The 25,298-nt window shown below is 40.9% G+C and carries 12 protein-coding genes, 9 tRNA genes and 7 rRNA genes; 26 read left to right on the top strand and 2 right to left on the bottom strand.

What is annotated here, in order from left to right; translation table 11 throughout:
- The first annotated feature begins 51 nt into the window (after positions 1–51).
- From folP to rrf (JN168_RS12090), 20 genes are all read left to right on the top strand, one after another.
- Entirely contained in the window at positions 52–864 is an 813-nt protein-coding gene (folP, locus tag JN168_RS12185) for a dihydropteroate synthase (RefSeq protein ID WP_042739996.1), read from the top strand.
- Positions 833–1,198: a dihydroneopterin aldolase gene (gene folB, locus JN168_RS12180; RefSeq protein ID WP_229366909.1), complete on the top strand. Its 366-nt coding sequence runs from the start codon at positions 833–835 to the stop codon at positions 1,196–1,198. The genes folP and folB overlap by 32 nt, the downstream gene beginning before the upstream one ends.
- Positions 1,198–1,677: a 2-amino-4-hydroxy-6-hydroxymethyldihydropteridine diphosphokinase gene (gene folK, locus JN168_RS12175; RefSeq protein WP_042739998.1), complete on the top strand. Its 480-nt coding sequence runs from the start codon at positions 1,198–1,200 to the stop codon at positions 1,675–1,677. The genes folB and folK overlap by 1 nt, the downstream gene beginning before the upstream one ends.
- Before the next feature lie 255 nt (positions 1,678–1,932).
- On the top strand, positions 1,933–3,420 hold the full coding sequence (gene lysS / locus JN168_RS12170) for a lysine--tRNA ligase (protein WP_042739999.1): 1,488 nt from the start codon (positions 1,933–1,935) through the stop codon (positions 3,418–3,420).
- Between the two features lie 496 nt (positions 3,421–3,916).
- A 5S ribosomal RNA gene (gene rrf, locus JN168_RS12165) occupies positions 3,917–4,031 on the top strand.
- A gap of 13 nt (positions 4,032–4,044) precedes the next feature.
- Positions 4,045–4,120: transfer RNA gene (locus tag JN168_RS12160), tRNA-Val, on the top strand.
- 12 nt (positions 4,121–4,132) lie between these two features.
- Positions 4,133–4,208: transfer RNA gene (locus JN168_RS12155), tRNA-Thr, on the top strand.
- Between the two features lie 6 nt (positions 4,209–4,214).
- A tRNA-Lys gene (locus JN168_RS12150) sits at positions 4,215–4,287 on the top strand.
- 14 nt (positions 4,288–4,301) lie between these two features.
- A tRNA-Gly gene (locus tag JN168_RS12145) sits at positions 4,302–4,376 on the top strand.
- Between the two features lie 9 nt (positions 4,377–4,385).
- Positions 4,386–4,474, top strand: a tRNA-Leu gene (locus tag JN168_RS12140).
- Positions 4,475–4,487: 13 nt separating this feature from the next.
- Positions 4,488–4,564 (top strand) — tRNA-Arg (locus tag JN168_RS12135).
- A gap of 28 nt (positions 4,565–4,592) precedes the next feature.
- Positions 4,593–4,666: transfer RNA gene (locus JN168_RS12130), tRNA-Pro, on the top strand.
- 14 nt (positions 4,667–4,680) lie between these two features.
- Positions 4,681–4,756, top strand: a tRNA-Ala gene (locus JN168_RS12125).
- A 146-nt stretch (positions 4,757–4,902) separates the two neighbouring features.
- Positions 4,903–6,455: ribosomal RNA gene (locus JN168_RS12120) — 16S ribosomal RNA — on the top strand.
- Positions 6,456–6,558: 103 nt separating this feature from the next.
- Positions 6,559–6,635, top strand: a tRNA-Ile gene (locus JN168_RS12115).
- 191 nt (positions 6,636–6,826) lie between these two features.
- Positions 6,827–9,748, top strand: a 23S ribosomal RNA gene (locus JN168_RS12110).
- A gap of 78 nt (positions 9,749–9,826) precedes the next feature.
- A 5S ribosomal RNA gene (rrf, locus tag JN168_RS12105) occupies positions 9,827–9,941 on the top strand.
- A gap of 249 nt (positions 9,942–10,190) precedes the next feature.
- Positions 10,191–11,743: ribosomal RNA gene (locus JN168_RS12100) — 16S ribosomal RNA — on the top strand.
- Positions 11,744–12,024: 281 nt separating this feature from the next.
- Positions 12,025–14,946, top strand: a 23S ribosomal RNA gene (locus JN168_RS12095).
- Positions 14,947–15,024: 78 nt separating this feature from the next.
- Positions 15,025–15,139: ribosomal RNA gene (gene rrf / locus JN168_RS12090) — 5S ribosomal RNA — on the top strand.
- The 16S, 23S and 5S rRNA genes sit together here with 9 tRNA genes alongside, the layout of an rRNA operon.
- Before the next feature lie 836 nt (positions 15,140–15,975).
- Here rrf (JN168_RS12090) and pdxR read toward each other — a convergent pair.
- Complete coding sequence (gene pdxR, locus JN168_RS12085) at positions 15,976–17,373, bottom strand: MocR-like pyridoxine biosynthesis transcription factor PdxR (RefSeq protein ID WP_107641623.1); 1,398 nt, start codon at positions 17,371–17,373, stop codon at positions 15,976–15,978.
- Between the two features lie 99 nt (positions 17,374–17,472).
- Between pdxR and pdxS the strand changes: the two genes are divergently transcribed.
- Positions 17,473–18,360 (top strand): pyridoxal 5'-phosphate synthase lyase subunit PdxS, encoded by an 888-nt coding sequence (gene pdxS, locus JN168_RS12080; protein ID WP_042737944.1) that lies wholly within the window; start codon positions 17,473–17,475, stop codon positions 18,358–18,360.
- A gap of 1 nt (position 18,361) precedes the next feature.
- A complete protein-coding gene (gene pdxT, locus JN168_RS12075) occupies positions 18,362–18,937 on the top strand; it encodes a pyridoxal 5'-phosphate synthase glutaminase subunit PdxT (protein WP_042737945.1) in 576 nt (191 codons plus the stop codon).
- Positions 18,938–18,985: 48 nt separating this feature from the next.
- Here the strand turns inward: pdxT and JN168_RS12070 are convergent, their stop codons facing one another.
- Positions 18,986–20,200, bottom strand: a complete 1,215-nt coding sequence (locus JN168_RS12070) for a NupC/NupG family nucleoside CNT transporter (RefSeq protein WP_042737946.1) — start codon at positions 20,198–20,200, stop codon at positions 18,986–18,988.
- A 157-nt stretch (positions 20,201–20,357) separates the two neighbouring features.
- On the opposite strand from JN168_RS12070, the gene JN168_RS12065 reads away from it, so the two are divergent.
- The 4 genes from JN168_RS12065 to JN168_RS12050 are packed head-to-tail and all read left to right on the top strand — an operon-like array spanning position 20,358 to position 24,871.
- Positions 20,358–20,819, top strand: a complete 462-nt coding sequence (locus JN168_RS12065; protein ID WP_042737947.1) for a CtsR family transcriptional regulator — start codon at positions 20,358–20,360, stop codon at positions 20,817–20,819.
- A 21-nt stretch (positions 20,820–20,840) separates the two neighbouring features.
- Positions 20,841–21,392: a UvrB/UvrC motif-containing protein gene (locus tag JN168_RS12060; protein WP_042737948.1), complete on the top strand. Its 552-nt coding sequence runs from the start codon at positions 20,841–20,843 to the stop codon at positions 21,390–21,392.
- Positions 21,385–22,395 carry a protein arginine kinase gene (locus JN168_RS12055; protein ID WP_042737949.1) on the top strand — a complete coding sequence of 337 codons (1,011 nt, stop codon included), beginning with the start codon at positions 21,385–21,387 and terminating at the stop codon, positions 22,393–22,395. Before JN168_RS12060 ends, JN168_RS12055 begins: the two co-directional genes overlap by 8 nt.
- A gap of 13 nt (positions 22,396–22,408) precedes the next feature.
- Positions 22,409–24,871, top strand: a complete 2,463-nt coding sequence (locus JN168_RS12050; RefSeq protein ID WP_042737950.1) for an ATP-dependent Clp protease ATP-binding subunit — start codon at positions 22,409–22,411, stop codon at positions 24,869–24,871.
- The last annotated feature ends 427 nt before the right edge of the window (positions 24,872–25,298 follow it).

Below are 25,298 nucleotides of genomic sequence, written 5' to 3'. Positions count from 1 at the left end.
CAAGATAAATATCGACTTTTAACAAATAGTAGTGAAAGGAAGTAATCAACTATGACACGGACAAAAATAATGGGTATATTAAATGTAACTCCAGACTCTTTCTCGGATGGTGGTAAATATAATACTGTAGAAAGTGCGGTACAAAGAGCAGAAGAAATGATAGCAGAAGGTGTTGATATCATAGATATAGGTGGTATATCCACACGTCCGGGTTATGAAGAAATCACTGTTGATGAAGAAATGCAACGCGTAATTCCTGTAGTGAAAGCATTAACTAAACTTGATGTGAAGCTCTCTGTTGATACATACCGTAGTGAAGTAGCGGAAGCAGTAATGGATTTAGGCGTTGAGATGATCAATGATCAATGGGCTGGTATTTATGATGAGCGTATATTTGATGTTGTGGCAAAGTATCATGGTGAGATTGTGTTGATGCATAATGGAGATGGTAATCGAACTGAACCTGTAATGGAAGAAATGTTGTTATATTTGTTAAAACAAGCTAATAAAGCAGAATTGAAAGGCATTCCTCAACATAAAATATGGATTGACCCGGGCATTGGTTTTGCTAAAACACGTATAGAAGAACGTGAAGTAATGTCGCGCTTAGATGAACTGGTAGCAACAGATTATCCGGTATTGCTTGCTACAAGTAGAAAAAGGTTTATTAAGGAAATGATAGGTACAGAAACGACGCCAACTGAACGAGATGAGGCGACAGCAGCAACTACAGCCTATGGTATAATGAAAGGCGTAAAAGCAGTTAGAGTGCACAATGTTCAGTTGAATGCACGTATTAGTCACAGTATGGATTACTTAAAGGAGAATGACGATGAGCGATACAATATTTCTGAACGGTCTTAAATTTTATGGTTATCATGGTGCATTACCTGCTGAAAATGAAATCGGACAAATTTTTATTGTAGATATTACTCTAAAGGTAGACTTGAAACCAGCTGGTGAATCAGATCAAGTAACGGATACAGTGCACTATGGTGAAGTATTTGAAGATGTAAAGGCTATCATGGAAGGGGAGCCTGTAAATTTATTAGAGCATCTAGCTGAACGTATTGCAAAACGTATAAATTCACACTATAATCGTGTAATGGAAACGAAAGTTAGAATCACTAAAGAGAATCCACCTATCCCTGGTCATTATGATGGTGTCGGGATTGAAATAGTGAGGGAGAATCACTAATGATTAACGCGTATTTAGGTTTAGGTAGTAATGTAGGAGACAGAGCAGCGCAATTAGATGAGGCAATTCGTATTTTGAATGCGACTAATGGTATTACCGTTACTAAAGTCTCGCCAATATATGAAACAGAGCCAGTTGGTTATGTTGAGCAACCGCAATTTTTAAACCTTTGTTTAGAGATTCAAACTTCATTAACTGCACAAGCATTATTGCAAGTATGTATGGAAACAGAACAACAACTACATCGGGTTAGAGAAATCCATTGGGGACCTAGAACATTAGATGTTGATATTTTATTATACGGAAATCATATAATAGATGAAGCAGATTTAATCGTCCCACACCCACGTATGCTCGAACGTGCTTTCGTATTAATTCCTTTAAATGATATTGCGTCAGATGTTGTCGAACCAAATTCTAATGAGAAGATAGGGAATTTAGTGCATACAGACGATTCGGTTAAGTTGTATAAAAATTGAGCAGTTTTCAATTGAGGAATAAGTTGAAATTACTTTATTACATTCGCATCGTCTAGTAGAATTGAATGGTGAAAAGGTTGCGTTATAAAATGCGCAAAAATATCTAATAGCATTTTAATAGTGATTACGTTTTTGGTAAATTAAGTAAAATGCCCAACCAAGCTACAAGTGAATGATAATTGATACATTTCATGGATTTTAAATTGAAAGCAAAACAATAAAAAGTAGAACAAGAAGCATAAAGGAGAGACAGTTATGTCAGAAGAAATGAATGACCAAATGCAGGTCCGCCGCCAAAAATTACAAGAATTATTCGATTTAGGTATTGATCCCTTTGGCCAAAAATTTGAACGTACTGCTATGGCAGAACCATTGCATACAGATTGGGATCAATTTTCTAAAGAAGAATTACAAGAAAAAGAAGACGATAGTCATGTTACGATTGCAGGCCGTTTAATGACAAAACGTGGTAAAGGTAAAGCTGGATTTGCGCATGTGCAAGATTTATCAGGTCAAATTCAAATTTATGTAAGAAAAGACCAAGTTGGAGAAGAACAGTTCGAATTATGGAACGCTGCTGACCTTGGAGATATCGTCGGTGTTGAAGGTGTTATGTTTAAAACAAACACTGGGGAATTATCAGTTAAAGCGAAATCATTTACGCTTTTAACTAAATCTCTACGCCCATTGCCAGATAAATTCCATGGCTTACAAGACATAGAACAACGTTATCGTCAACGCTATTTAGATTTAATTACAAATCAAGATAGTACACAAACTTTTATTAATCGTAGTAAAATTTTGCAAGAAATGCGTAACTATTTAAATAAAGAAGGATTCTTAGAAGTTGAAACACCAATGATGCATCAAATTGCTGGTGGTGCTGCTGCACGTCCATTCGTAACACATCATAACGCCCTAGATGCAACATTATATATGCGAATTGCGATTGAATTGCATCTTAAACGTTTAATTGTTGGTGGCCTTGAAAAAGTATATGAAATTGGACGTGTGTTCCGTAATGAAGGTGTATCAACTCGACATAATCCAGAATTTACAATGATTGAGTTATATGAAGCATATGCTGATTACCATGATATTATGGATTTAACAGAAAATATGATTAGACATATCTCTGAAAAAGTGTTGGGAACTGCTAAAGTTCAATACGGAGAAGAAACAATTGATTTAGAATCTAAATGGAGACGCGTGCATATGGCTGATGCAGTTAAAGATGCAACAGGCGTAGATTTCTTCGCAGTGAAAACAGACGAAGAGGCTAAAAACTTAGCTAAAGAGCATGGTGTTGAAATCACAGATAATATGAAATATGGTCACATTCTTAATGAATTCTTTGAACAAAAAGTAGAAGAAACATTAATACAACCAACATTCATCTACGGTCATCCAATCGAGATTTCGCCATTAGCGAAGAAAAATCCAGAAGATCCAAGATTTACTGATAGATTTGAATTATTCATCGTTGGTAGAGAACATGGTAATGCATTCACTGAATTGAATGACCCAATAGATCAAAGAGCGCGTTTTGAAGCTCAATTAGTAGAGAAAGAACAAGGTAATGATGAAGCACATGAAATGGATGAAGATTTCATCGAAGCATTAGAATACGGTATGCCTCCAACAGGTGGACTAGGTATTGGTATTGATAGATTAGTAATGCTATTAACTGACTCAGCATCTATCAGAGATGTATTATTATTCCCTTATATGAGACAGAAATAGAAAGTACAATAAAATTATAGAAACAATTAAAAGAGGTTGGCCGGAGTATATTTACCACGGTCAACCTTTTACTATTTAAAAAGTAATTAAGAAATATGATAAATAAGAACATTACATTTGAAAATTTCCAAGTTGATCCAGTAATAATTTGCGTAATAAGATACAAATAGGTAATATAAGACTAATAAAATAGAAAACTATACCAAAAAAGGTATGGCATATAGTGTATTCCTGTGATAAACTTATTCAAGTCGAGTTGAGATGACGAAGATAGTAATGACCGGTTGCAAATACAATGTTTTTTCTTTATAATAATTTTTTTCGAAAAAGTATTGACTTGTAATCAGAAATGAAGTAATATAAAAAAGTCGTCAAAAACGACTGGTTGATATTGAAAGCTTTGTAAAGCGTTTGTAAATAAAATATCAACACAGTGTAAAATTGACCGTTGCATTTATTAAATAAACAATGTATTATTGATTAAGTAAGTTAATTGTCTGGTGGCAATAGCAAAGAGGTCACACCTGTTCCCATGCCGAACACAGAAGTTAAGCTCTTTAGCGCCGATGGTAGTCGGACTTACGTTCCGCAAGAGTAGGACGTTGCCAGGCTTTATAACATAATGGAGGATTAGCTCAGCTGGGAGAGCATCTGCCTTACAAGCAGAGGGTCGGCGGTTCGAACCCGTCATCCTCCACCATTCAAATGAATAGCCGGCCTAGCTCAATTGGTAGAGCAACTGACTTGTAATCAGTAGGTTGGGGGTTCAAGTCCTCTGGCCGGCACCATTTCATGAGCCATTAGCTCAGTTGGTAGAGCATCTGACTTTTAATCAGAGGGTCAGAGGTTCGAATCCTCTATGGCTCATCCAGTTTCACTTTGCAGAAGTAGTTCAGCGGTAGAATACAACCTTGCCAAGGTTGGGGTCGCGGGTTCGAATCCCGTCTTCTGCTCCATTATTTTTTGCCGGGGTGGCGGAACTGGCAGACGCACAGGACTTAAAATCCTGCGGTGAGAGATCACCGTACCGGTTCGATTCCGGTCCTCGGCACCATCTTTTTAAAATAGCGCCCGTAGCTCAACTGGATAGAGTGCTTGACTACGGATCAAGAGGTTATGGGTTCGACTCCTATCGGGCGCGCCATTTTAAAATTAATCACCACTTAAATATACGGGAAGTAGCTCAGCTTGGTAGAGCACTTGGTTTGGGACCAAGGGGTCGCAGGTTCGAATCCTGTCTTCCCGACTCTTTTAAAAAATGGGGGCTTAGCTCAGATGGGAGAGCGCCTGCTTTGCACGCAGGAGGTCAGCGGTTCGATCCCGCTAGTCTCCACCATATTTTTTAATTATTCAAATGAACATTGAAAACTGAATCGCAATATGTCAACGTTAATTCCGAACACAACGATAATCGTTGGTTTAAAAAACGTGTTAATGATAACACAAATTAGTATTTTATGAGCTAATCAAACATCATAATTTTTTATGGAGAGTTTGATCCTGGCTCAGGATGAACGCTGGCGGCGTGCCTAATACATGCAAGTCGAGCGAACAGATAAGGAGCTTGCTCCTTTGACGTTAGCGGCGGACGGGTGAGTAACACGTGGGTAACCTACCTATAAGACTGGAATAACTCCGGGAAACCGGGGCTAATGCCGGATAACATATAGAACCGCATGGTTCTATAGTGAAAGATGGTTTTGCTATCACTTATAGATGGACCCGCGCCGTATTAGCTAGTTGGTAAGGTAATGGCTTACCAAGGCGACGATACGTAGCCGACCTGAGAGGGTGATCGGCCACACTGGAACTGAGACACGGTCCAGACTCCTACGGGAGGCAGCAGTAGGGAATCTTCCGCAATGGGCGAAAGCCTGACGGAGCAACGCCGCGTGAGTGATGAAGGGTTTCGGCTCGTAAAACTCTGTTATTAGGGAAGAACATATGTGTAAGTAACTGTGCACATCTTGACGGTACCTAATCAGAAAGCCACGGCTAACTACGTGCCAGCAGCCGCGGTAATACGTAGGTGGCAAGCGTTATCCGGAATTATTGGGCGTAAAGCGCGCGTAGGCGGTTTCTTAAGTCTGATGTGAAAGCCCACGGCTCAACCGTGGAGGGTCATTGGAAACTGGGAAACTTGAGTGCAGAAGAGGAAAGTGGAATTCCATGTGTAGCGGTGAAATGCGCAGAGATATGGAGGAACACCAGTGGCGAAGGCGACTTTCTGGTCTGTAACTGACGCTGATGTGCGAAAGCGTGGGGATCAAACAGGATTAGATACCCTGGTAGTCCACGCCGTAAACGATGAGTGCTAAGTGTTAGGGGGTTTCCGCCCCTTAGTGCTGCAGCTAACGCATTAAGCACTCCGCCTGGGGAGTACGACCGCAAGGTTGAAACTCAAAGGAATTGACGGGGACCCGCACAAGCGGTGGAGCATGTGGTTTAATTCGAAGCAACGCGAAGAACCTTACCAAATCTTGACATCCTTTGACCACTCTAGAGATAGAGCTTTCCCCTTCGGGGGACAAAGTGACAGGTGGTGCATGGTTGTCGTCAGCTCGTGTCGTGAGATGTTGGGTTAAGTCCCGCAACGAGCGCAACCCTTAAGCTTAGTTGCCATCATTAAGTTGGGCACTCTAGGTTGACTGCCGGTGACAAACCGGAGGAAGGTGGGGATGACGTCAAATCATCATGCCCCTTATGATTTGGGCTACACACGTGCTACAATGGACAATACAAAGGGCAGCTAAACCGCGAGGTCATGCAAATCCCATAAAGTTGTTCTCAGTTCGGATTGTAGTCTGCAACTCGACTACATGAAGCTGGAATCGCTAGTAATCGTAGATCAGCATGCTACGGTGAATACGTTCCCGGGTCTTGTACACACCGCCCGTCACACCACGAGAGTTTGTAACACCCGAAGCCGGTGGAGTAACCATTTATGGAGCTAGCCGTCGAAGGTGGGACAAATGATTGGGGTGAAGTCGTAACAAGGTAGCCGTATCGGAAGGTGCGGCTGGATCACCTCCTTTCTAAGGATATATTCGGAACATCTTCTTTAGAAGATGATAAGAGGAATAACATTGACATATTGTATTCAGTTTTGAATGCTCATTAGAGTATTCAACAAAAAATGGGCCTATAGCTCAGCTGGTTAGAGCGCACGCCTGATAAGCGTGAGGTCGGTGGTTCGAGTCCACTTAGGCCCACCATTTTTTTGATTGTACATTGAAAACTAGATAAGTAAGTAAAATATATAGATTTTACCAAGCAAAACCGAGTGAATTAGAGTTTTAAAAAAGCTTGAATTCAAAAAGAAATAAGCGCTAGTGTTCGAAAGAACACTCACAGATTAATAACATTTTGGGTTTTCAAACAACGACGTTGTATTGGAAAACAAAAAGATTAAGTTATTAAGGGCGCACGGTGGATGCCTTGGCACTAGAAGCCGATGAAGGACGTTACTAACGACGATATGCTTTGGGGAGCTGTAAGTAAGCTTTGATCCAGAGATTTCCGAATGGGGAAACCCAGCACGAGTTATGTCGTGTTATCGATATGTGAATACATAGCATATCTGAAGGCAGACGCGGAGAACTGAAACATCTTAGTACCCGCAGGAAGAGAAAGAAAAATCGATTCCCTGAGTAGCGGCGAGCGAAACGGGAACAGCCCAAACCAACGAGCTTGCTTGTTGGGGTTGTAGGACACTCTATACGGAGTTACAAAGGAATAAATTAGACGAATCATTTGGAAAGATGAATCATAGAAGGTAATAATCCTGTAGTCGAAAGTTTATTCTCTCTTGAGTGGATCCTGAGTACGACGGAGCACGTGAAATTCCGTCGGAATCTGGGAGGACCATCTCCTAAGGCTAAATACTCTCTAGTGACCGATAGTGAACCAGTACCGTGAGGGAAAGGTGAAAAGTACCCCGGAAGGGGAGTGAAATAGAACTTGAAACCGTGTGCTTACAAGTAGTCAGAGCCCGTTAATGGGTGATGGCGTGCCTTTTGTAGAATGAACCGGCGAGTTACGATTTGATGCAAGGTTAAGCAGTGAATGTGGAGCCGTAGCGAAAGCGAGTCTGAATAGGGCGTTGAGTATTTGGTCGTAGACCCGAAACCAGGTGATCTACCCATGACCAGGCTGAAGTTCAGGTAACACTGAATGGAGGGCCGAACCGACTTACGTTGAAAAGTGAGCGGATGAGTTGTGGGTAGCGGAGAAATTCCAATCGAACCTGGAGATAGCTGGTTCTCTCCGAAATAGCTTTAGGGCTAGCCTCAAGTGATGATTATTGGAGGTAGAGCACTGTTTGGACGAGGGGCCCTTCTCGGGTTACCGAATTCAGACAAACTCCGAATGCCAATCAATTTAACTTGGGAGTCAGAACGCGGGTGATAAGGTCCGTGTTCGAAAGGGAAACAGCCCAGACCACCAGCTAAGGTCCCAAAATATATGTTAAGTGGAAAAGGATGTGGCGTTGCCCAGACAACTAGGATGTTGGCTTAGAAGCAGCCATCATTTAAAGAGTGCGTAATAGCTCACTAGTCGAGTGACACTGCGCCGAAAATGTACCGGGGCTAAACATATTACCGAAGCTGTGGATTGTCCGTAGGACAATGGTAGGAGAGCGTTCTAAGGGCGTTGAAGCATGATCGCAAGGACATGTGGAGCGCTTAGAAGTGAGAATGCCGGTGTGAGTAGCGAAAGACGGGTGAGAATCCCGTCCACCGATTGACTAAGGTTTCCAGAGGAAGGCTCGTCCGCTCTGGGTTAGTCGGGTCCTAAGCTGAGGCCGACAGGCGTAGGCGATGGATAACAGGTTGATATTCCTGTACCACCATAATTCGTTTTAAGCGATGGGGGGACGCAGTAGGATAGGCGAAGCGTGCTGTTGGAGTGCACGTCCAAGCAATGAGACTGAGTATTAGGCAAATCCGGTACTCTTAAGGTCAAGTTGTGATGGGGAGAGGAAATTGTTTCCTCGAGTCGTTGATTTCACACTGCCAAGAAAAGCCTCTAGCTAGAAGTGTGGTGCCCGTACCGCAAACCGACACAGGTAGTCAAGATGAGAATTCTAAGGTGAGCGAGCGAACTCTCGTTAAGGAACTCGGCAAAATGACCCCGTAACTTCGGGAGAAGGGGTGCTCTTTAGGGTTAACGCCCAGGAGAGCCGCAGTGAATAGGCCCAAGCGACTGTTTATCAAAAACACAGGTCTCTGCTAAACCGTAAGGTGATGTATAGGGGCTGACGCCTGCCCGGTGCTGGAAGGTTAAGAGGAGTGGTTAGCTTCTGCGAAGCTACGAATCGAAGCCCCAGTAAACGGCGGCCGTAACTATAACGGTCCTAAGGTAGCGAAATTCCTTGTCGGGTAAGTTCCGACCCGCACGAAAGGCGTAACGATTTGGGCACTGTCTCAACGAGAGACTCGGTGAAATCATAGTACCTGTGAAGATGCAGGTTACCCGCGACAGGACGGAAAGACCCCGTGGAGCTTTACTGTAGTCTGATATTGAAATTCGTCACAGCTTGTACAGGATAGGTAGGAGCCGTTGATACGTGAGCGCTAGCTTACGTGGAGGCGTTGGTGGGATACTACCCTCGCTGTGTTGGATTTCTAACCCGCACCATTTATCATGGTGGGAGACAGTGTCAGATGGGCAGTTTGACTGGGGCGGTCGCCTCCTAAAGAGTAACGGAGGCGCTCAAAGGTTTCCTCAGAATGGTTGGAAATCATTCATAGAGTGTAAAGGCATAAGGAAGCTTGACTGCGAGACCTACAAGTCGAGCAGGGTCGAAAGACGGACTTAGTGATCCGGTGGTTCCGCATGGAAGGGCCATCGCTCAACGGATAAAAGCTACCCCGGGGATAACAGGCTTATCTCCCCCAAGAGTTCACATCGACGGGGAGGTTTGGCACCTCGATGTCGGCTCATCGCATCCTGGGGCTGTAGTCGGTCCCAAGGGTTGGGCTGTTCGCCCATTAAAGCGGTACGCGAGCTGGGTTCAGAACGTCGTGAGACAGTTCGGTCCCTATCCGTCGTGGGCGTAGGAAATTTGAGAGGAGCTGTCCTTAGTACGAGAGGACCGGGATGGACATACCTCTGGTGTACCAGTTGTCGTGCCAACGGCATCGCTGGGTAGCTATGTATGGACGGGATAAGTGCTGAAAGCATCTAAGCATGAAGCCCCCCTCAAGATGAGATTTCCCAACTTCGGTTATAAGATCCCTCAAAGATGATGAGGTTAATAGGTTCGAGGTGGAAGCGTAGCGATACGTGGAGCTGACGAATACTAATCGATCGAAGACTTAATCAATTTTATAAACCGTTTTGATTGGTAATTATATTTTACTTACTATCTAGTTTTGAATGTATAATTTAATACATTTCATTGTCTGGTGACAATGGCAAGGAGGTCACACCTGTTCCCATGCCGAACACAGAAGTTAAGCTCCTTAGCGCCGATGGTAGTCGGACTTACGTTCCGCAAGAGTAGGACGTTGCCAGGCAATTCCATTTTGACCTTAGGGTCGTTTTTTTATGGAAGTTTTAACTAAAACAAAAATTAAATTTCAAAAAGTTATTGACTTTCTAAGTCAAAACCTGTAAAATTAATTCTTGTGTTGAAGAAATGAACATTGAAAACTGAATCGCAATATGTCAACGTTAATTCCGAACACAACGATAATCGTTGGTTCAAAAACGTGTTAATGATAACACAAATTAGTATTTTATGAGCTAATCAAACATCATAATTTTTTATGGAGAGTTTGATCCTGGCTCAGGATGAACGCTGGCGGCGTGCCTAATACATGCAAGTCGAGCGAACAGATAAGGAGCTTGCTCCTTTGACGTTAGCGGCGGACGGGTGAGTAACACGTGGGTAACCTACCTATAAGACTGGAATAACTCCGGGAAACCGGGGCTAATGCCGGATAACATATAGAACCGCATGGTTCTATAGTGAAAGATGGTTTTGCTATCACTTATAGATGGACCCGCGCCGTATTAGCTAGTTGGTAAGGTAATGGCTTACCAAGGCGACGATACGTAGCCGACCTGAGAGGGTGATCGGCCACACTGGAACTGAGACACGGTCCAGACTCCTACGGGAGGCAGCAGTAGGGAATCTTCCGCAATGGGCGAAAGCCTGACGGAGCAACGCCGCGTGAGTGATGAAGGGTTTCGGCTCGTAAAACTCTGTTATTAGGGAAGAACATATGTGTAAGTAACTGTGCACATCTTGACGGTACCTAATCAGAAAGCCACGGCTAACTACGTGCCAGCAGCCGCGGTAATACGTAGGTGGCAAGCGTTATCCGGAATTATTGGGCGTAAAGCGCGCGTAGGCGGTTTCTTAAGTCTGATGTGAAAGCCCACGGCTCAACCGTGGAGGGTCATTGGAAACTGGGAAACTTGAGTGCAGAAGAGGAAAGTGGAATTCCATGTGTAGCGGTGAAATGCGCAGAGATATGGAGGAACACCAGTGGCGAAGGCGACTTTCTGGTCTGTAACTGACGCTGATGTGCGAAAGCGTGGGGATCAAACAGGATTAGATACCCTGGTAGTCCACGCCGTAAACGATGAGTGCTAAGTGTTAGGGGGTTTCCGCCCCTTAGTGCTGCAGCTAACGCATTAAGCACTCCGCCTGGGGAGTACGACCGCAAGGTTGAAACTCAAAGGAATTGACGGGGACCCGCACAAGCGGTGGAGCATGTGGTTTAATTCGAAGCAACGCGAAGAACCTTACCAAATCTTGACATCCTTTGACCACTCTAGAGATAGAGCTTTCCCCTTCGGGGGACAAAGTGACAGGTGGTGCATGGTTGTCGTCAGCTCGTGTCGTGAGATGTTGGGTTAAGTCCCGCAACGAGCGCAACCCTTAAGCTTAGTTGCCATCATTAAGTTGGGCACTCTAGGTTGACTGCCGGTGACAAACCGGAGGAAGGTGGGGATGACGTCAAATCATCATGCCCCTTATGATTTGGGCTACACACGTGCTACAATGGACAATACAAAGGGCAGCTAAACCGCGAGGTCATGCAAATCCCATAAAGTTGTTCTCAGTTCGGATTGTAGTCTGCAACTCGACTACATGAAGCTGGAATCGCTAGTAATCGTAGATCAGCATGCTACGGTGAATACGTTCCCGGGTCTTGTACACACCGCCCGTCACACCACGAGAGTTTGTAACACCCGAAGCCGGTGGAGTAACCATTTATGGAGCTAGCCGTCGAAGGTGGGACAAATGATTGGGGTGAAGTCGTAACAAGGTAGCCGTATCGGAAGGTGCGGCTGGATCACCTCCTTTCTAAGGATATATTCGGAACATCTTCTTTAGAAGATGATAAGAGGAATAACATTGACATATTGTATTCAGTTTTGAATGCTCATTTAGAGGATTCAAAGATTGTACATTGAAAACTAGATAAGTAAGTAAAATATATAGATTTTACCAAGCAAAACCGAGTGAATTAGAGTTTTAAAAAAGCTTGAATTCAAAAAGAAATAATCGCTAGTGTTCGAAAGAACACTCACAGATTAATAACATTTTGGGTTTTCAAACAACGACGTTGTATTGGAAAACAAAAAGATTAAGTTATTAAGGGCGCACGGTGGATGCCTTGGCACTAGAAGCCGATGAAGGACGTTACTAACGACGATATGCTTTGGGGAGCTGTAAGTAAGCTTTGATCCAGAGATTTCCGAATGGGGAAACCCAGCACGAGTTATGTCGTGTTATCGATATGTGAATACATAGCATATCTGAAGGCAGACGCGGAGAACTGAAACATCTTAGTACCCGCAGGAAGAGAAAGAAAAATCGATTCCCTGAGTAGCGGCGAGCGAAACGGGAACAGCCCAAACCAACGAGCTTGCTTGTTGGGGTTGTAGGACACTCTATACGGAGTTACAAAGGAATAAATTAGACGAATCATTTGGAAAGATGAATCATAGAAGGTAATAATCCTGTAGTCGAAAGTTTATTCTCTCTTGAGTGGATCCTGAGTACGACGGAGCACGTGAAATTCCGTCGGAATCTGGGAGGACCATCTCCTAAGGCTAAATACTCTCTAGTGACCGATAGTGAACCAGTACCGTGAGGGAAAGGTGAAAAGTACCCCGGAAGGGGAGTGAAATAGAACTTGAAACCGTGTGCTTACAAGTAGTCAGAGCCCGTTAATGGGTGATGGCGTGCCTTTTGTAGAATGAACCGGCGAGTTACGATTTGATGCAAGGTTAAGCAGTGAATGTGGAGCCGTAGCGAAAGCGAGTCTGAATAGGGCGTTGAGTATTTGGTCGTAGACCCGAAACCAGGTGATCTACCCATGACCAGGCTGAAGTTCAGGTAACACTGAATGGAGGGCCGAACCGACTTACGTTGAAAAGTGAGCGGATGAGTTGTGGGTAGCGGAGAAATTCCAATCGAACCTGGAGATAGCTGGTTCTCTCCGAAATAGCTTTAGGGCTAGCCTCAAGTGATGATTATTGGAGGTAGAGCACTGTTTGGACGAGGGGCCCTTCTCGGGTTACCGAATTCAGACAAACTCCGAATGCCAATCAATTTAACTTGGGAGTCAGAACGCGGGTGATAAGGTCCGTGTTCGAAAGGGAAACAGCCCAGACCACCAGCTAAGGTCCCAAAATATATGTTAAGTGGAAAAGGATGTGGCGTTGCCCAGACAACTAGGATGTTGGCTTAGAAGCAGCCATCATTTAAAGAGTGCGTAATAGCTCACTAGTCGAGTGACACTGCGCCGAAAATGTACCGGGGCTAAACATATTACCGAAGCTGTGGATTGTCCGTAGGACAATGGTAGGAGAGCGTTCTAAGGGCGTTGAAGCATGATCGCAAGGACATGTGGAGCGCTTAGAAGTGAGAATGCCGGTGTGAGTAGCGAAAGACGGGTGAGAATCCCGTCCACCGATTGACTAAGGTTTCCAGAGGAAGGCTCGTCCGCTCTGGGTTAGTCGGGTCCTAAGCTGAGGCCGACAGGCGTAGGCGATGGATAACAGGTTGATATTCCTGTACCACCATAATTCGTTTTAAGCGATGGGGGGACGCAGTAGGATAGGCGAAGCGTGCTGTTGGAGTGCACGTCCAAGCAATGAGACTGAGTATTAGGCAAATCCGGTACTCTTAAGGTCAAGTTGTGATGGGGAGAGGAAATTGTTTCCTCGAGTCGTTGATTTCACACTGCCAAGAAAAGCCTCTAGCTAGAAGTGTGGTGCCCGTACCGCAAACCGACACAGGTAGTCAAGATGAGAATTCTAAGGTGAGCGAGCGAACTCTCGTTAAGGAACTCGGCAAAATGACCCCGTAACTTCGGGAGAAGGGGTGCTCTTTAGGGTTAACGCCCAGGAGAGCCGCAGTGAATAGGCCCAAGCGACTGTTTATCAAAAACACAGGTCTCTGCTAAACCGTAAGGTGATGTATAGGGGCTGACGCCTGCCCGGTGCTGGAAGGTTAAGAGGAGTGGTTAGCTTCTGCGAAGCTACGAATCGAAGCCCCAGTAAACGGCGGCCGTAACTATAACGGTCCTAAGGTAGCGAAATTCCTTGTCGGGTAAGTTCCGACCCGCACGAAAGGCGTAACGATTTGGGCACTGTCTCAACGAGAGACTCGGTGAAATCATAGTACCTGTGAAGATGCAGGTTACCCGCGACAGGACGGAAAGACCCCGTGGAGCTTTACTGTAGTCTGATATTGAAATTCGTCACAGCTTGTACAGGATAGGTAGGAGCCGTTGATACGTGAGCGCTAGCTTACGTGGAGGCGTTGGTGGGATACTACCCTCGCTGTGTTGGATTTCTAACCCGCACCATTTATCATGGTGGGAGACAGTGTCAGATGGGCAGTTTGACTGGGGCGGTCGCCTCCTAAAGAGTAACGGAGGCGCTCAAAGGTTTCCTCAGAATGGTTGGAAATCATTCATAGAGTGTAAAGGCATAAGGAAGCTTGACTGCGAGACCTACAAGTCGAGCAGGGTCGAAAGACGGACTTAGTGATCCGGTGGTTCCGCATGGAAGGGCCATCGCTCAACGGATAAAAGCTACCCCGGGGATAACAGGCTTATCTCCCCCAAGAGTTCACATCGACGGGGAGGTTTGGCACCTCGATGTCGGCTCATCGCATCCTGGGGCTGTAGTCGGTCCCAAGGGTTGGGCTGTTCGCCCATTAAAGCGGTACGCGAGCTGGGTTCAGAACGTCGTGAGACAGTTCGGTCCCTATCCGTCGTGGGCGTAGGAAATTTGAGAGGAGCTGTCCTTAGTACGAGAGGACCGGGATGGACATACCTCTGGTGTACCAGTTGTCGTGCCAACGGCATCGCTGGGTAGCTATGTATGGACGGGATAAGTGCTGAAAGCATCTAAGCATGAAGCCCCCCTCAAGATGAGATTTCCCAACTTCGGTTATAAGATCCCTCAAAGATGATGAGGTTAATAGGTTCGAGGTGGAAGCGTAGCGATACGTGGAGCTGACGAATACTAATCGATCGAAGACTTAATCAATTTTATAAACCGTTTTGATTGGTAATTATATTTTACTTACTATCTAGTTTTGAATGTATAATTTAATACATTTCATTGTCTGGTGACAATGGCAAGGAGGTCACACCTGTTCCCATGCCGAACACAGAAGTTAAGCTCCTTAGCGCCGATGGTAGTCGGACTTACGTTCCGCAAGAGTAGGACGTTGCCAGGCAAGCAGAGACCGTAAGGTCTCTTTTTTTATATCCAAGGAGCTTAACTTCTGAATCACACTGACAAGTAGAAAGCGTTTGAAGCTGACGAATTGAGCGAACGACGACTTGAACTTACACGTGGTAAGTGAAAGAGGAGAAAGAGAAAATGAGGAAAGATGCGAGCGCTTGGCTACATGTCAGAAAAGCTCCATAGCGCCGATGGTAGCAGACTTACGTTCCGCAAGAGTAGGGTAAGTGGAATATAAGAGCTAAAGCGCTTATATAAGTACCACTAAACTAAAAACGAAATAAAAGAAAAGTTTAATATATAGATTAATATATAGATTAATCTATATGATGTAAAAAAAGCTGTAATAAGTGGTACTATACAGGCAAGTAGAGACCGTAAGGTCTCTTTTTTTTATATCCAAGGAGCTTAACTTCTGAATCACACTGACAAGTAGAAAGCGTTTGAAGCTGACGAATTGAGCGAACGACGATTTGAACTTACAAGTGGTAAATGAAAGAGGAGAAAGAGAAAATGAGGAAAGATGCGAGCGCTTGACTACATGTCAGAAAAGCTCCATAGCGCCGATGGTAGCAGACTTACGTTCCGCAAGAGTAGGATAAGTGGAATATAAGAGCTAAAGCGCTTATATAAGTACCACTAAACTAAAAAGATAGAAAATAGAAATCTTAGTACATAGACTAATAGATATGATGTAAAAAAAGCTGTAATAAGTGGTACTATACAGGCAAGCAGAGATGCGATGAGCCGAGACCGTCATGTCTCTTTTTTTATATCCTAAGCGCTTAACTTAAGTATTACTAACCTCAATTTATTTTATTATTTTAATCATTTCTTAATTAAAGTCTTAATTAAAGCTTGTGTATGAATTTCAAGTTTTGAAAATGGAATTCCACCGAATCCTAATATAAATTTTACATCTTGTAAGTTTTGATCATATTCATTAAATGGTATGATTTTTAGGTTATTTTGTTTTGCTCTCTTTAAGCACTCTTCTAATGTAAGACCATTTCTTACTGTTAAGGTGAAATGCATGCCAGCAAATGCACCGTTGACTTCTAATTGTTCTTGGTAAGGTGTGAGTGCATCAATTATGAATTTCAATTTAGCCTTATATACTTTCCTCATTTTATTTAAATGGCGTTCAAAACTACCTGATTCCATAAAGCTGGCTACCATTTTTTGCAAATGAGTTGGGACGGTATTACTTTCTTTATTGGAAAGTGTATCGTATCTTGAACAAAGATTTTTGGGGAGTACTAAATAAGCCATTCGACAACTTGGATAAAGAGATTTTGAAAAGGTACTGATATATATCACTTTGTCTTTAGTATCTAAACTTTGTAATGCAGGGATGGGTTTGCCGAAGTAACGAAATTCCGAGTCATAATCATCTTCAATTATATAACGCTGTTCACTTTGTTGTGCCCATTGAATGAGTTGGGTACGCTTTTTTAAATTCATTACATACCCAGTAGGGAATTGATGTGATGGAGTGACATATGCAACATTGTGATTGAATTTCTTAAATGCCTCTAAAGCAATACCAGTTTTTTCTACTGTAATTTGTTTATACTTGATTTGTTTTTTATCTAGTATTTTTTTAATTGGAGGATAACTCGGATTTTCAATATAAAATTGTGGTTTATTTAGAATGTCTGTCACTAAATTAATCAGTTGTTCAGTTGAAGAACCAATTATTATTTGTTCTGGATGACACGTTACCCCACGACTATTAAAAAGGTAATGTGCAATTTCTTGTCTCAATTGCCATTCTCCTTTTGGGTTTGTACGTTGTAATAGTGATAGTTGATCATCTTCGAAGGCGTCTCTAGCATATTTTCTAAATTGTTTCATTGGAAAATATTCTGCATCTATTTCTGATAAGTTAAACGCCAAAGTTTCATTGTTATTTTCATTATTACTAACTTCATTAGAGCTATATGCGATAGTTTGATTTGGTGATTCATTTAAATGTGTAGCATTGCGATTAACAATAGGTAAGGTTTCAATGTCGGACACGAAGTATCCTGATCGTGGCTTGGAATAAATATAGCCTTCATCTAAAAGTAGTTGATATGCATGTTCTATTGTTGTATGACTGATTGATAGATGCTGGCTCAAAGCTCTCTTAGATGGAAATTTATCATCAGATTGGTATTGGCCTTCGATGATTTGCTGTTTTAAATTTTCATATAAATTGAGATAAAGATGTTTATTAGGCATTTAACTGACCCCTTGAAATATTTTAAAATTGTACCTTTTTAAATACCAGTTTATCTTTTAAAATGAATTTAATCAACTAAGTAAAGGGGTAATTTATTCATGTCTAAAGTTACTGGATCAGAAAGAGTAAAAAGAGGAATGGCTGAAATGCAAAAAGGCGGCGTTATTATGGACGTTGTTAATGCAGAACAAGCTAAAATTGCAGAAGAAGCAGGTGCCGTTGCGGTAATGGCATTAGAACGTGTACCTTCTGATATAAGAGCTGCAGGTGGTGTAGCACGTATGGCTAATCCTAAAATTGTAGAGGAAGTTATGAATGCTGTTTCAATTCCTGTTATGGCAAAAGCACGTATCGGTCATATTACTGAAGCACGTGTATTAGAATCTATGGGTGTTGACTATATCGACGAATCTGAAGTTTTAACGCCAGCTGACGAAGAGTATCATTTACGTAAAGATGCATTCACTGTACCATTTGTATGTGGTTGCCGTAATTTAGGAGAAGCTGCTAGAAGAATTGGTGAAGGTTCTGCGATGTTACGTACTAAAGGTGAGCCAGGTACAGGAAATATCGTTGAAGCAGTGAGACACATGCGTCAAGTAAATGCGGAAGTTAGTCGTTTAACTGTAATGAACGATGATGAAATTATGACTGAGGCTAAAAACATTGGAGCACCATATGATGTTTTAAAAGCAATTAAAGACAATGGTCGTTTACCAGTAGTTAACTTTGCTGCAGGTGGTGTAGCAACTCCTCAAGATGCTGCATTAATGATGGAATTAGGTGCGGATGGCGTGTTCGTTGGTTCTGGTATTTTCAAATCAGAAGATCCTGAAAAATTTGCAAAAGCAATTGTTCAAGCTACAACGCATTATCAAGATTATGAATTAATTGGTCGTCTAGCTAAAGAATTAGGCACAGCAATGAAAGGTTTAGACATCAATGAATTATCATTAGAAGAACGTATGCAAGAGCGTGGATGGTAATATGAAAATTGGTGTACTAGCATTGCAAGGTGCTGTGCGAGAGCATATCAGACATATTGAACTCAGTGGACATGAAGGTGTAGCTGTAAAGCGTGTAGAGCAATTAGCAGAAATTGACGGATTGATTTTACCAGGTGGCGAATCTACTACATTGCGTCGATTGATGAACTTATACGGTTTTAAAGAAGCGTTACAACAATCTACTTTACCTATGTTTGGCACATGTGCAGGTTTAATTGTGTTAGCACAAGATATTGTAGGCGAGGAAGGTTACCTAAATAAATTAGATATCACAGTTGAACGTAATTCATTTGGCAGACAAGTAGATAGTTTTGAAAGTGAGTTAGATGTAGCTGGGATTGCGAAAGATATTGAAGGTGTATTTATAAGAGCGCCTCATATTGTAGAAGCTCACGGTGAAACGAAAGTGTTAAGTGTTGTGGGTGAGAAGATTGTGGCAGTTCAAGAGGGACGTTATTTGGGTGTTTCATTCCATCCAGAATTAACTGATGATTATAGAGTCACGCAATATTTTATTGATCACATCGTAGCACCTACTACTGTTGAAAAAGTATAATAAAAAAAGCAGTTTGGTTAAATAACCAAACTGCTTTTTTGTTGTTTATTAAATGAAGAATCCTGCAATTGCTGCAGAAATAAATGATACTAATGTTGCACCGAAAAGTAATTTTAAGCCAAAACGTGCAACTACGTCACCTTTTTCACTGTTAAGTGATTTTATAGCTCCAGAAATAATTCCAATTGAACTGAAGTTAGCAAAAGAAACAACGAATACAGAGATTACACCTTTAGCGTGATCACTAATTTCCTTTGTCTTACTTAAGCTTTGCATTGCAACGAATTCATTTGATAATAATTTAGTTGCCATAATTGAACCAGCTTGTACAGCATCGTGCCAAGGTACGCCAATTAAGAATGCAAATGGTGCAAAAACAAACCCAATTAATGTTTGGAAATCCCATGTGATACTACCACCGCTAACTGCAGTGAAGATAGCACTAACAACGCCATTTAATAATGCAATGATAGCAATGTACCCAATTAACATTGCACCTACGATAATTGCGACTTTAAATCCATCAAGGATATATTCACCTAGCATCTCGAAGAAAGATTGTTTCCCAGCTTCACTTTCTTCTACGATTAATTTATCTTCCTTTGCATCAACTTTGTAAGGATTGATGATTGAAGCGATAATGAAACCACCAAATAAGTTTAATACAACAGCAGTAACGACATAGCGTGGTTCAATTAATGTGAAATATGCGCCGATGATTGAAGCAGAAACTGTCGACATTGCTGAAGCAGTCAATGTATATAAACGTTGACTTGGAATGTGTGCCAGTTCCTTTTTCAGTGAAATAAACACTTCTGATTGCCCAAGGATTGCTGCAGCTACTGCATTATAAGATTCTAAGCGTCCCATTCCATTAATCTTAGAAATAGCTAAGCCTAAAACATTAATAATCCAAGGTAAGATTCTCGTATATTGTAAGATACCGATTAGTGCCGAAATAAATACAATTGGTAATAACACGTTAAAGAAGAAAGGTGGGTTTTTAGGATCTACGAATTCAAATCCGCCAAAAACGAAATTAACCCCTTCTGCAGCTTTAGCTAATAGATAATTGAATCCATCAGATATAGCGCCGATAACTGTAATACCGAATTTAGTTTTAAGTAAAATAAACGCAAATACAAGTTGAATAACAAGTAACAGACCAACGTATTGCCAACGTACTTTCTTTTTGTCAGAACTAAAAAGGAAAGCTAGTCCTAAAAATACAGCAATTCCAATTAATCCAATGATAATGTGCATAATTTTTTCATCCCTTTTATTTTTTCTTAATACCTATAATACAATAAAATATCAGTCTCTGAACATCATTAATCAAAAATTTTTCAAACATATTGGTTGAAAAAGGTCAAAGTTGGTCATATAATATAGTCAAAGAAGGTCAAAAGAGGTGATAATCATGCACAACATGTCCGACATCATAGAACAGTACATTAAAAAATTATTTGAAGACGCCAATGAAGACGTGGTGGAAATCCAACGTGCAAATATTGCACAACGTTTCGACTGTGTGCCTTCGCAATTAAATTATGTAATCAAAACACGTTTTACTAATGAACATGGTTATGAAATTGAAAGTAAACGAGGTGGCGGTGGTTATATCCGAATCACTAAAATTGAAAACAAAGATGAAACTGGGTATATTAACCATCTACTTCAATTAATTGGACCTTCAATTTCACAACAACAAGCGTATTATATTATAGATGGTTTGTTAGACAAATCTTATATCAACGAGAGAGAAGCAAAAATGATTCAAGCAGTTATTGATAGGGAAACGTTGAAGATGGATGTAATTGCTAGAGATATTATCAGAGCAAATATTCTTAAACGTTTATTACCTGTGATTAATTATTATTAAAGTAAAGTGAGGTGTTTGGTCGTGCTATGTGAGAATTGTCATTTAAATGAAGCGGAAGTTAAGTTAGCAGTTAAAGGACAAGATGGCGTGAATGAGAAATGGGTTTGTTCAACTTGTGCTCAGGGAGGAAATCCATGGACGCAGAATCAACAACTTCAGTCTCAAGATGATATTGAAGGTGCATTTGTTGTTAAACAAATTTTACAGCATTTAGCAGCTAAACACGGAATTGAATTTGATGAAGTAGCTTTTAAAGAAGCAAAACGATGTCCAACTTGTCGCATGACACTTAAAGATATCGCACATGTCGGTAAATTTGGTTGTGCAGACTGCTATGCAACTTTCAAAGATGACATTGTTGATATAGTGCGACGAGTACAAGGTGGCCAATTTGAACACACTGGGAAAACACCTCGTTCATCATATAGAAAGTTAGCATTAAAGAAACAAATTGAGGAAAAGTCAGAACACCTCAATAAGTTAATCGAAGAGCAAAACTTTGAAGAAGCAGCTGTTGTTCGAGATGAGATCAAGGCACTAAAAGCGGACAGTGAGGTGAGCCGCGATGAGTAAAGATTATATTAGTCCTTATATGAGTGAATGGATGCGTGATAAAGAGGAAAGTCCAGTTGTCATGTCATCGAGGATTCGTTTGGCAAGAAATTTAGAGAATCATGTGCACCCACTTATGTTTCCATCAGAACAAGATGGATTTAGAGTGATAAATGAAGTACAAGATGCGCTTCCAGATTTGTCGATTCAACGTTTGGATACGATGGATCAACAGAGCAAGTATAAACTTGTTGCGAAACATCTTATAAGTCCAGAGTTAATAAGACAGCCAGCTTCAGCGGTATTACTCAATGATGATGAGTCACTTAGTGTAATGGTAAACGAAGAAGATCATATTCGTATACAAGCAATGGGTAATGATTTATCATTGAAATCACTTTTCGAGAAAGCATCTCATCTAGATGACGAACTTGATAAGGCAGTTGATATTAGCTTTGATGAACACCTAGGTTATCTCACAACTTGTCCTACAAATATCGGAACGGGTATGAGAGCAAGTGTGATGTTGCATTTACCAGGATTATCGATAATGAAACGAATGAATCGTATTGCTCAAACGATTAATAGATTTGGTTTTACGATTAGGGGTATATATGGGGAAGGCTCTCAAGTTTATGGTCATATATACCAAATTTCGAATCAATTGACATTAGGTAAAAATGAAGAAGCAATAATTGAGAGTTTAACTGAAGTGGTTCAACAAATTATAAATGAAGAATTACAGATTCGTGAACGATTAAATGAACATAATCATACGGAAACGTTAGATAGAGTTTATCGATCGTTAGGAATTTTGAAATATAGTAGACTCATATCAATGGAGGAAGCTTCGTTAAGATTAAGTGAAGTGAAACTTGGCATTGATTTAGGCTATATTGAATTGAAAGACTTCAAATTTAATGAGTTGATGATTGCGATACAATCACCATTCTTATTAGATGAAGAAGACGAGAGAACCGTGAATGAAAAAAGAGCGGATATATTGAGAGAACATATCGTTTAGGAGGTCATGTTATATGCTATTTGGTAGATTGACAGAGCGTGCGCAACGCGTATTAGCACACGCCCAAGAGGAAGCAATTCGATTAAATCATTCAAATATTGGAACAGAGCACTTACTTTTAGGTTTAATGAAAGAGCCGGAAGGTATTGCTGCTAAAGTTTTAGAATCCTTTGATATTACTGAAGAAAAGGTAGTAGAAGAAGTTGAAAAGCTTATAGGTCAAGGACAAGAGCAAATGGGTGCGTTACATTACACACCAAGAGCGAAGAAAGTAATTGAATTATCAATGGATGAAGCTAGAAAGTTACATCATAACTTTGTTGGCACTGAACATATTTTACTTGGTTTAATTCGTGAAAATGAAGGTGTCGCTGCTCGCGTATTTGCAAACTTAGATTTAAATATTACAAAAGCACGCGCGCAAGTTGTGAAAGCTTTAGGTAGTCCAGAAATGAGTAATAAAAATGCACAAGCAAATAAATCAAATAACACACCAACACTCGATGGACTTGCACGTGACTTAACAGTAATTGCAAAGGATGGTACATTAGATCCTGTTATTGGTAGAGATAAAGAAATCACTAGAGTTATTGAAGTATTAAGTCGTCGTACAAAGAATAACCCAGTATTAATCGGGGAACCAGGTGTAGGTAAAACTGCAATTGCAGAAGGTTTAGCTCAAGCAATCGTTAACAATGAAGTCCCTGAAACATTGAAAGGCAAACGTGTCATGTCACTAGATATGGGTACAGTTGTTGCCGGAACAAAATACCGTGGTGAATTTGAAGAGCGCTTGAAAAAAGTTATGGAAGAAATCCATCAAGCTGGTAATGTTATCTTATTCATCGATGAGTTGCATACACTAGTAGGTGCAGGTGGTGCAGAAGGTGCAATTGATGCATCAAACATCTTAAAACCAGCACTTGCACGTGGAGAACTACAATGTATCGGTGCGACAACATTAGACGAATATCGTAAGAACATTGAAAAGGATGCTGCGCTAGAACGTCGTTTCCAACCTGTGCAAGTTGATGAGCCAACAGTAGAAGATACAATTGAAATCTTAAAAGGTTTACGTGATCGCTATGAAGCGCATCACCGCATTACGATTTCAGATCAAGCACTTGTATCAGCTGCTAAATTAAGTGACCGTTATGTATCTGATCGTTTCTTACCAGATAAAGCAATTGACTTAATTGATGAAGCAAGTTCAAAAGTTAGACTTAAAAGTCATACAACACCACCTAACTTAAAAGAAATCGAGCAAGAAATTGAACAAGTGAAAAATGAAAAAGATGCAGCTGTTCATGCTCAAGAATTTGAAAATGCAGCTAATCTTCGCGATAAACAAACTAAATTAGAAAAACAATATGAAGATGCTAAGAATAAATGGAAAAACACACAAAACGGTGAAAATACTTCACTTTCAGAAGATGATATCGGTGAAGTTATCGCTGGTTGGACTGGTATTCCATTAACAAAAATTAACGAAACTGAATCTGATCGCCTATTAAACTTAGAAGGTACGCTTCATGAAAGAGTTATCGGTCAAAAAGACGCTGTTAATTCTATTAGTAAAGCTGTGAGACGTGCTCGTGCAGGATTGAAAGATCCTAAACGTCCAATTGGTAGCTTTATCTTCTTAGGACCAACGGGTGTAGGTAAGACAGAACTTGCTCGAGCATTGGCTGAGTCAATGTTTGGTGAAGATGACGCGATGATTCGTGTTGATATGAGTGAGTTCATGGAGAAACATGCTGTGAGTCGTTTAGTCGGAGCACCTCCAGGCTATGTAGGTCATGATGATGGTGGTCAATTAACAGAAAAAGTAAGACGTAAACCTTATTCAGTTATCTTATTCGATGAAATTGAAAAAGCACATCCTGATGTCTTCAATATCTTATTACAAGTATTAGATGATGGACATTTAACAGATACTAAAGGTCGTCGTGTTGACTTCCGAAATACGGTAATCATTATGACTTCAAACGTCGGTGCACAAGAATTACAAGATCAACGCTTTGCTGGTTTTGGTGGCGCATCAGAAGGTGAAGACTATGAAACAATTCGCAAGACGATGATGAAAGAATTAAAAAATGCTTTCCGTCCAGAATTCTTAAACCGTGTTGATGATATTATCGTATTCCATAAACTATCTAAAGACGAATTAAAAGAAATCGTTACAATGATGGTGAATAAATTGACAAATCGTTTGTCTGAACAAGATATCAATATTCACGTAACTGAAGCTGCGAAAGAAAAAATTGCTGAAGAAGGTTATGATCCAGAATATGGTGCAAGACCTCTAATTCGTGCAATTCAAAAAACAGTTGAAGATAATTTGAGTGAATTAATCTTAGACGGTAATCAAATTGAAGGTAAAAACGTAAATATTGATTACGATGGAAAAGAATATAAGTATGATATAACTGATAGAGTTCCAACAGAACAAGATAAAGAAACAACTGAATCGTAAAGCTTAATGTGCAGTACAATTATAGTGAATGACTATAATTTAGCTGTACGATATACTAAAGAAGTGACTAGCTAATTTCCTGTGATTATGAAATTGGTTAGTCACTTTTCTTTTTTTAAAATTTAAAATGCACAAAATGGTGAAAGATTTAAGTCATCGATGAAGCTTTGTCGATGTTGCCTTGACATGAAACTAGGCAATTAATATAGACTTATTATCAACATGAGTGAAATTAATTAATGCAAAGAACTTATATATAGTTGGCACAACACGCGATAACGTGGTAACTTATTAAAATAACTTTCTGCGAAAATGAATATCATAAATAGAAATACTATAAATAATATAGTAATTGTTCAAAAAATAAATGGAATGAGAATAAAGTTTGTCATTAAGCAAGTAGAGGTTTAAAATAGATTTGTTCATA

This window comes from Staphylococcus gallinarum, from assembly GCF_029774255.1.
Taxonomy (GTDB): Bacteria; Bacillota; Bacilli; order Staphylococcales; family Staphylococcaceae; genus Staphylococcus; species Staphylococcus gallinarum.
The sequence above is the reverse complement of the archived record's forward strand: the minus strand, read 5'-3'. Positions and strand labels throughout refer to the sequence as shown.

Excerpts from the sequence above, each read along its gene's own strand:
- folP (WP_042739996.1), top strand. The coding sequence starts at position 52 with ATGACACGGACAAAAATAATGGGTATATTAAATGTAACTCCAGACTCT.
- folB (WP_229366909.1), top strand. The coding sequence starts at position 833 with ATGAGCGATACAATATTTCTGAACGGTCTTAAATTTTATGGTTATCAT.
- folK (WP_042739998.1), top strand. The coding sequence starts at position 1,198 with ATGATTAACGCGTATTTAGGTTTAGGTAGTAATGTAGGAGACAGAGCA.
- lysS (WP_042739999.1), top strand. The coding sequence starts at position 1,933 with ATGTCAGAAGAAATGAATGACCAAATGCAGGTCCGCCGCCAAAAATTA.
- pdxR (WP_107641623.1), bottom strand. The coding sequence starts at position 17,373 with ATGCCTAATAAACATCTTTATCTCAATTTATATGAAAATTTAAAACAG.
- pdxS (WP_042737944.1), top strand. The coding sequence starts at position 17,473 with ATGTCTAAAGTTACTGGATCAGAAAGAGTAAAAAGAGGAATGGCTGAA.
- pdxT (WP_042737945.1), top strand. The coding sequence starts at position 18,362 with ATGAAAATTGGTGTACTAGCATTGCAAGGTGCTGTGCGAGAGCATATC.
- JN168_RS12070 (WP_042737946.1), bottom strand. The coding sequence starts at position 20,200 with ATGCACATTATCATTGGATTAATTGGAATTGCTGTATTTTTAGGACTA.
- JN168_RS12065 (WP_042737947.1), top strand. The coding sequence starts at position 20,358 with ATGCACAACATGTCCGACATCATAGAACAGTACATTAAAAAATTATTT.
- JN168_RS12055 (WP_042737949.1), top strand. The coding sequence starts at position 21,385 with ATGAGTAAAGATTATATTAGTCCTTATATGAGTGAATGGATGCGTGAT.
- JN168_RS12050 (WP_042737950.1), top strand. The coding sequence starts at position 22,409 with ATGCTATTTGGTAGATTGACAGAGCGTGCGCAACGCGTATTAGCACAC.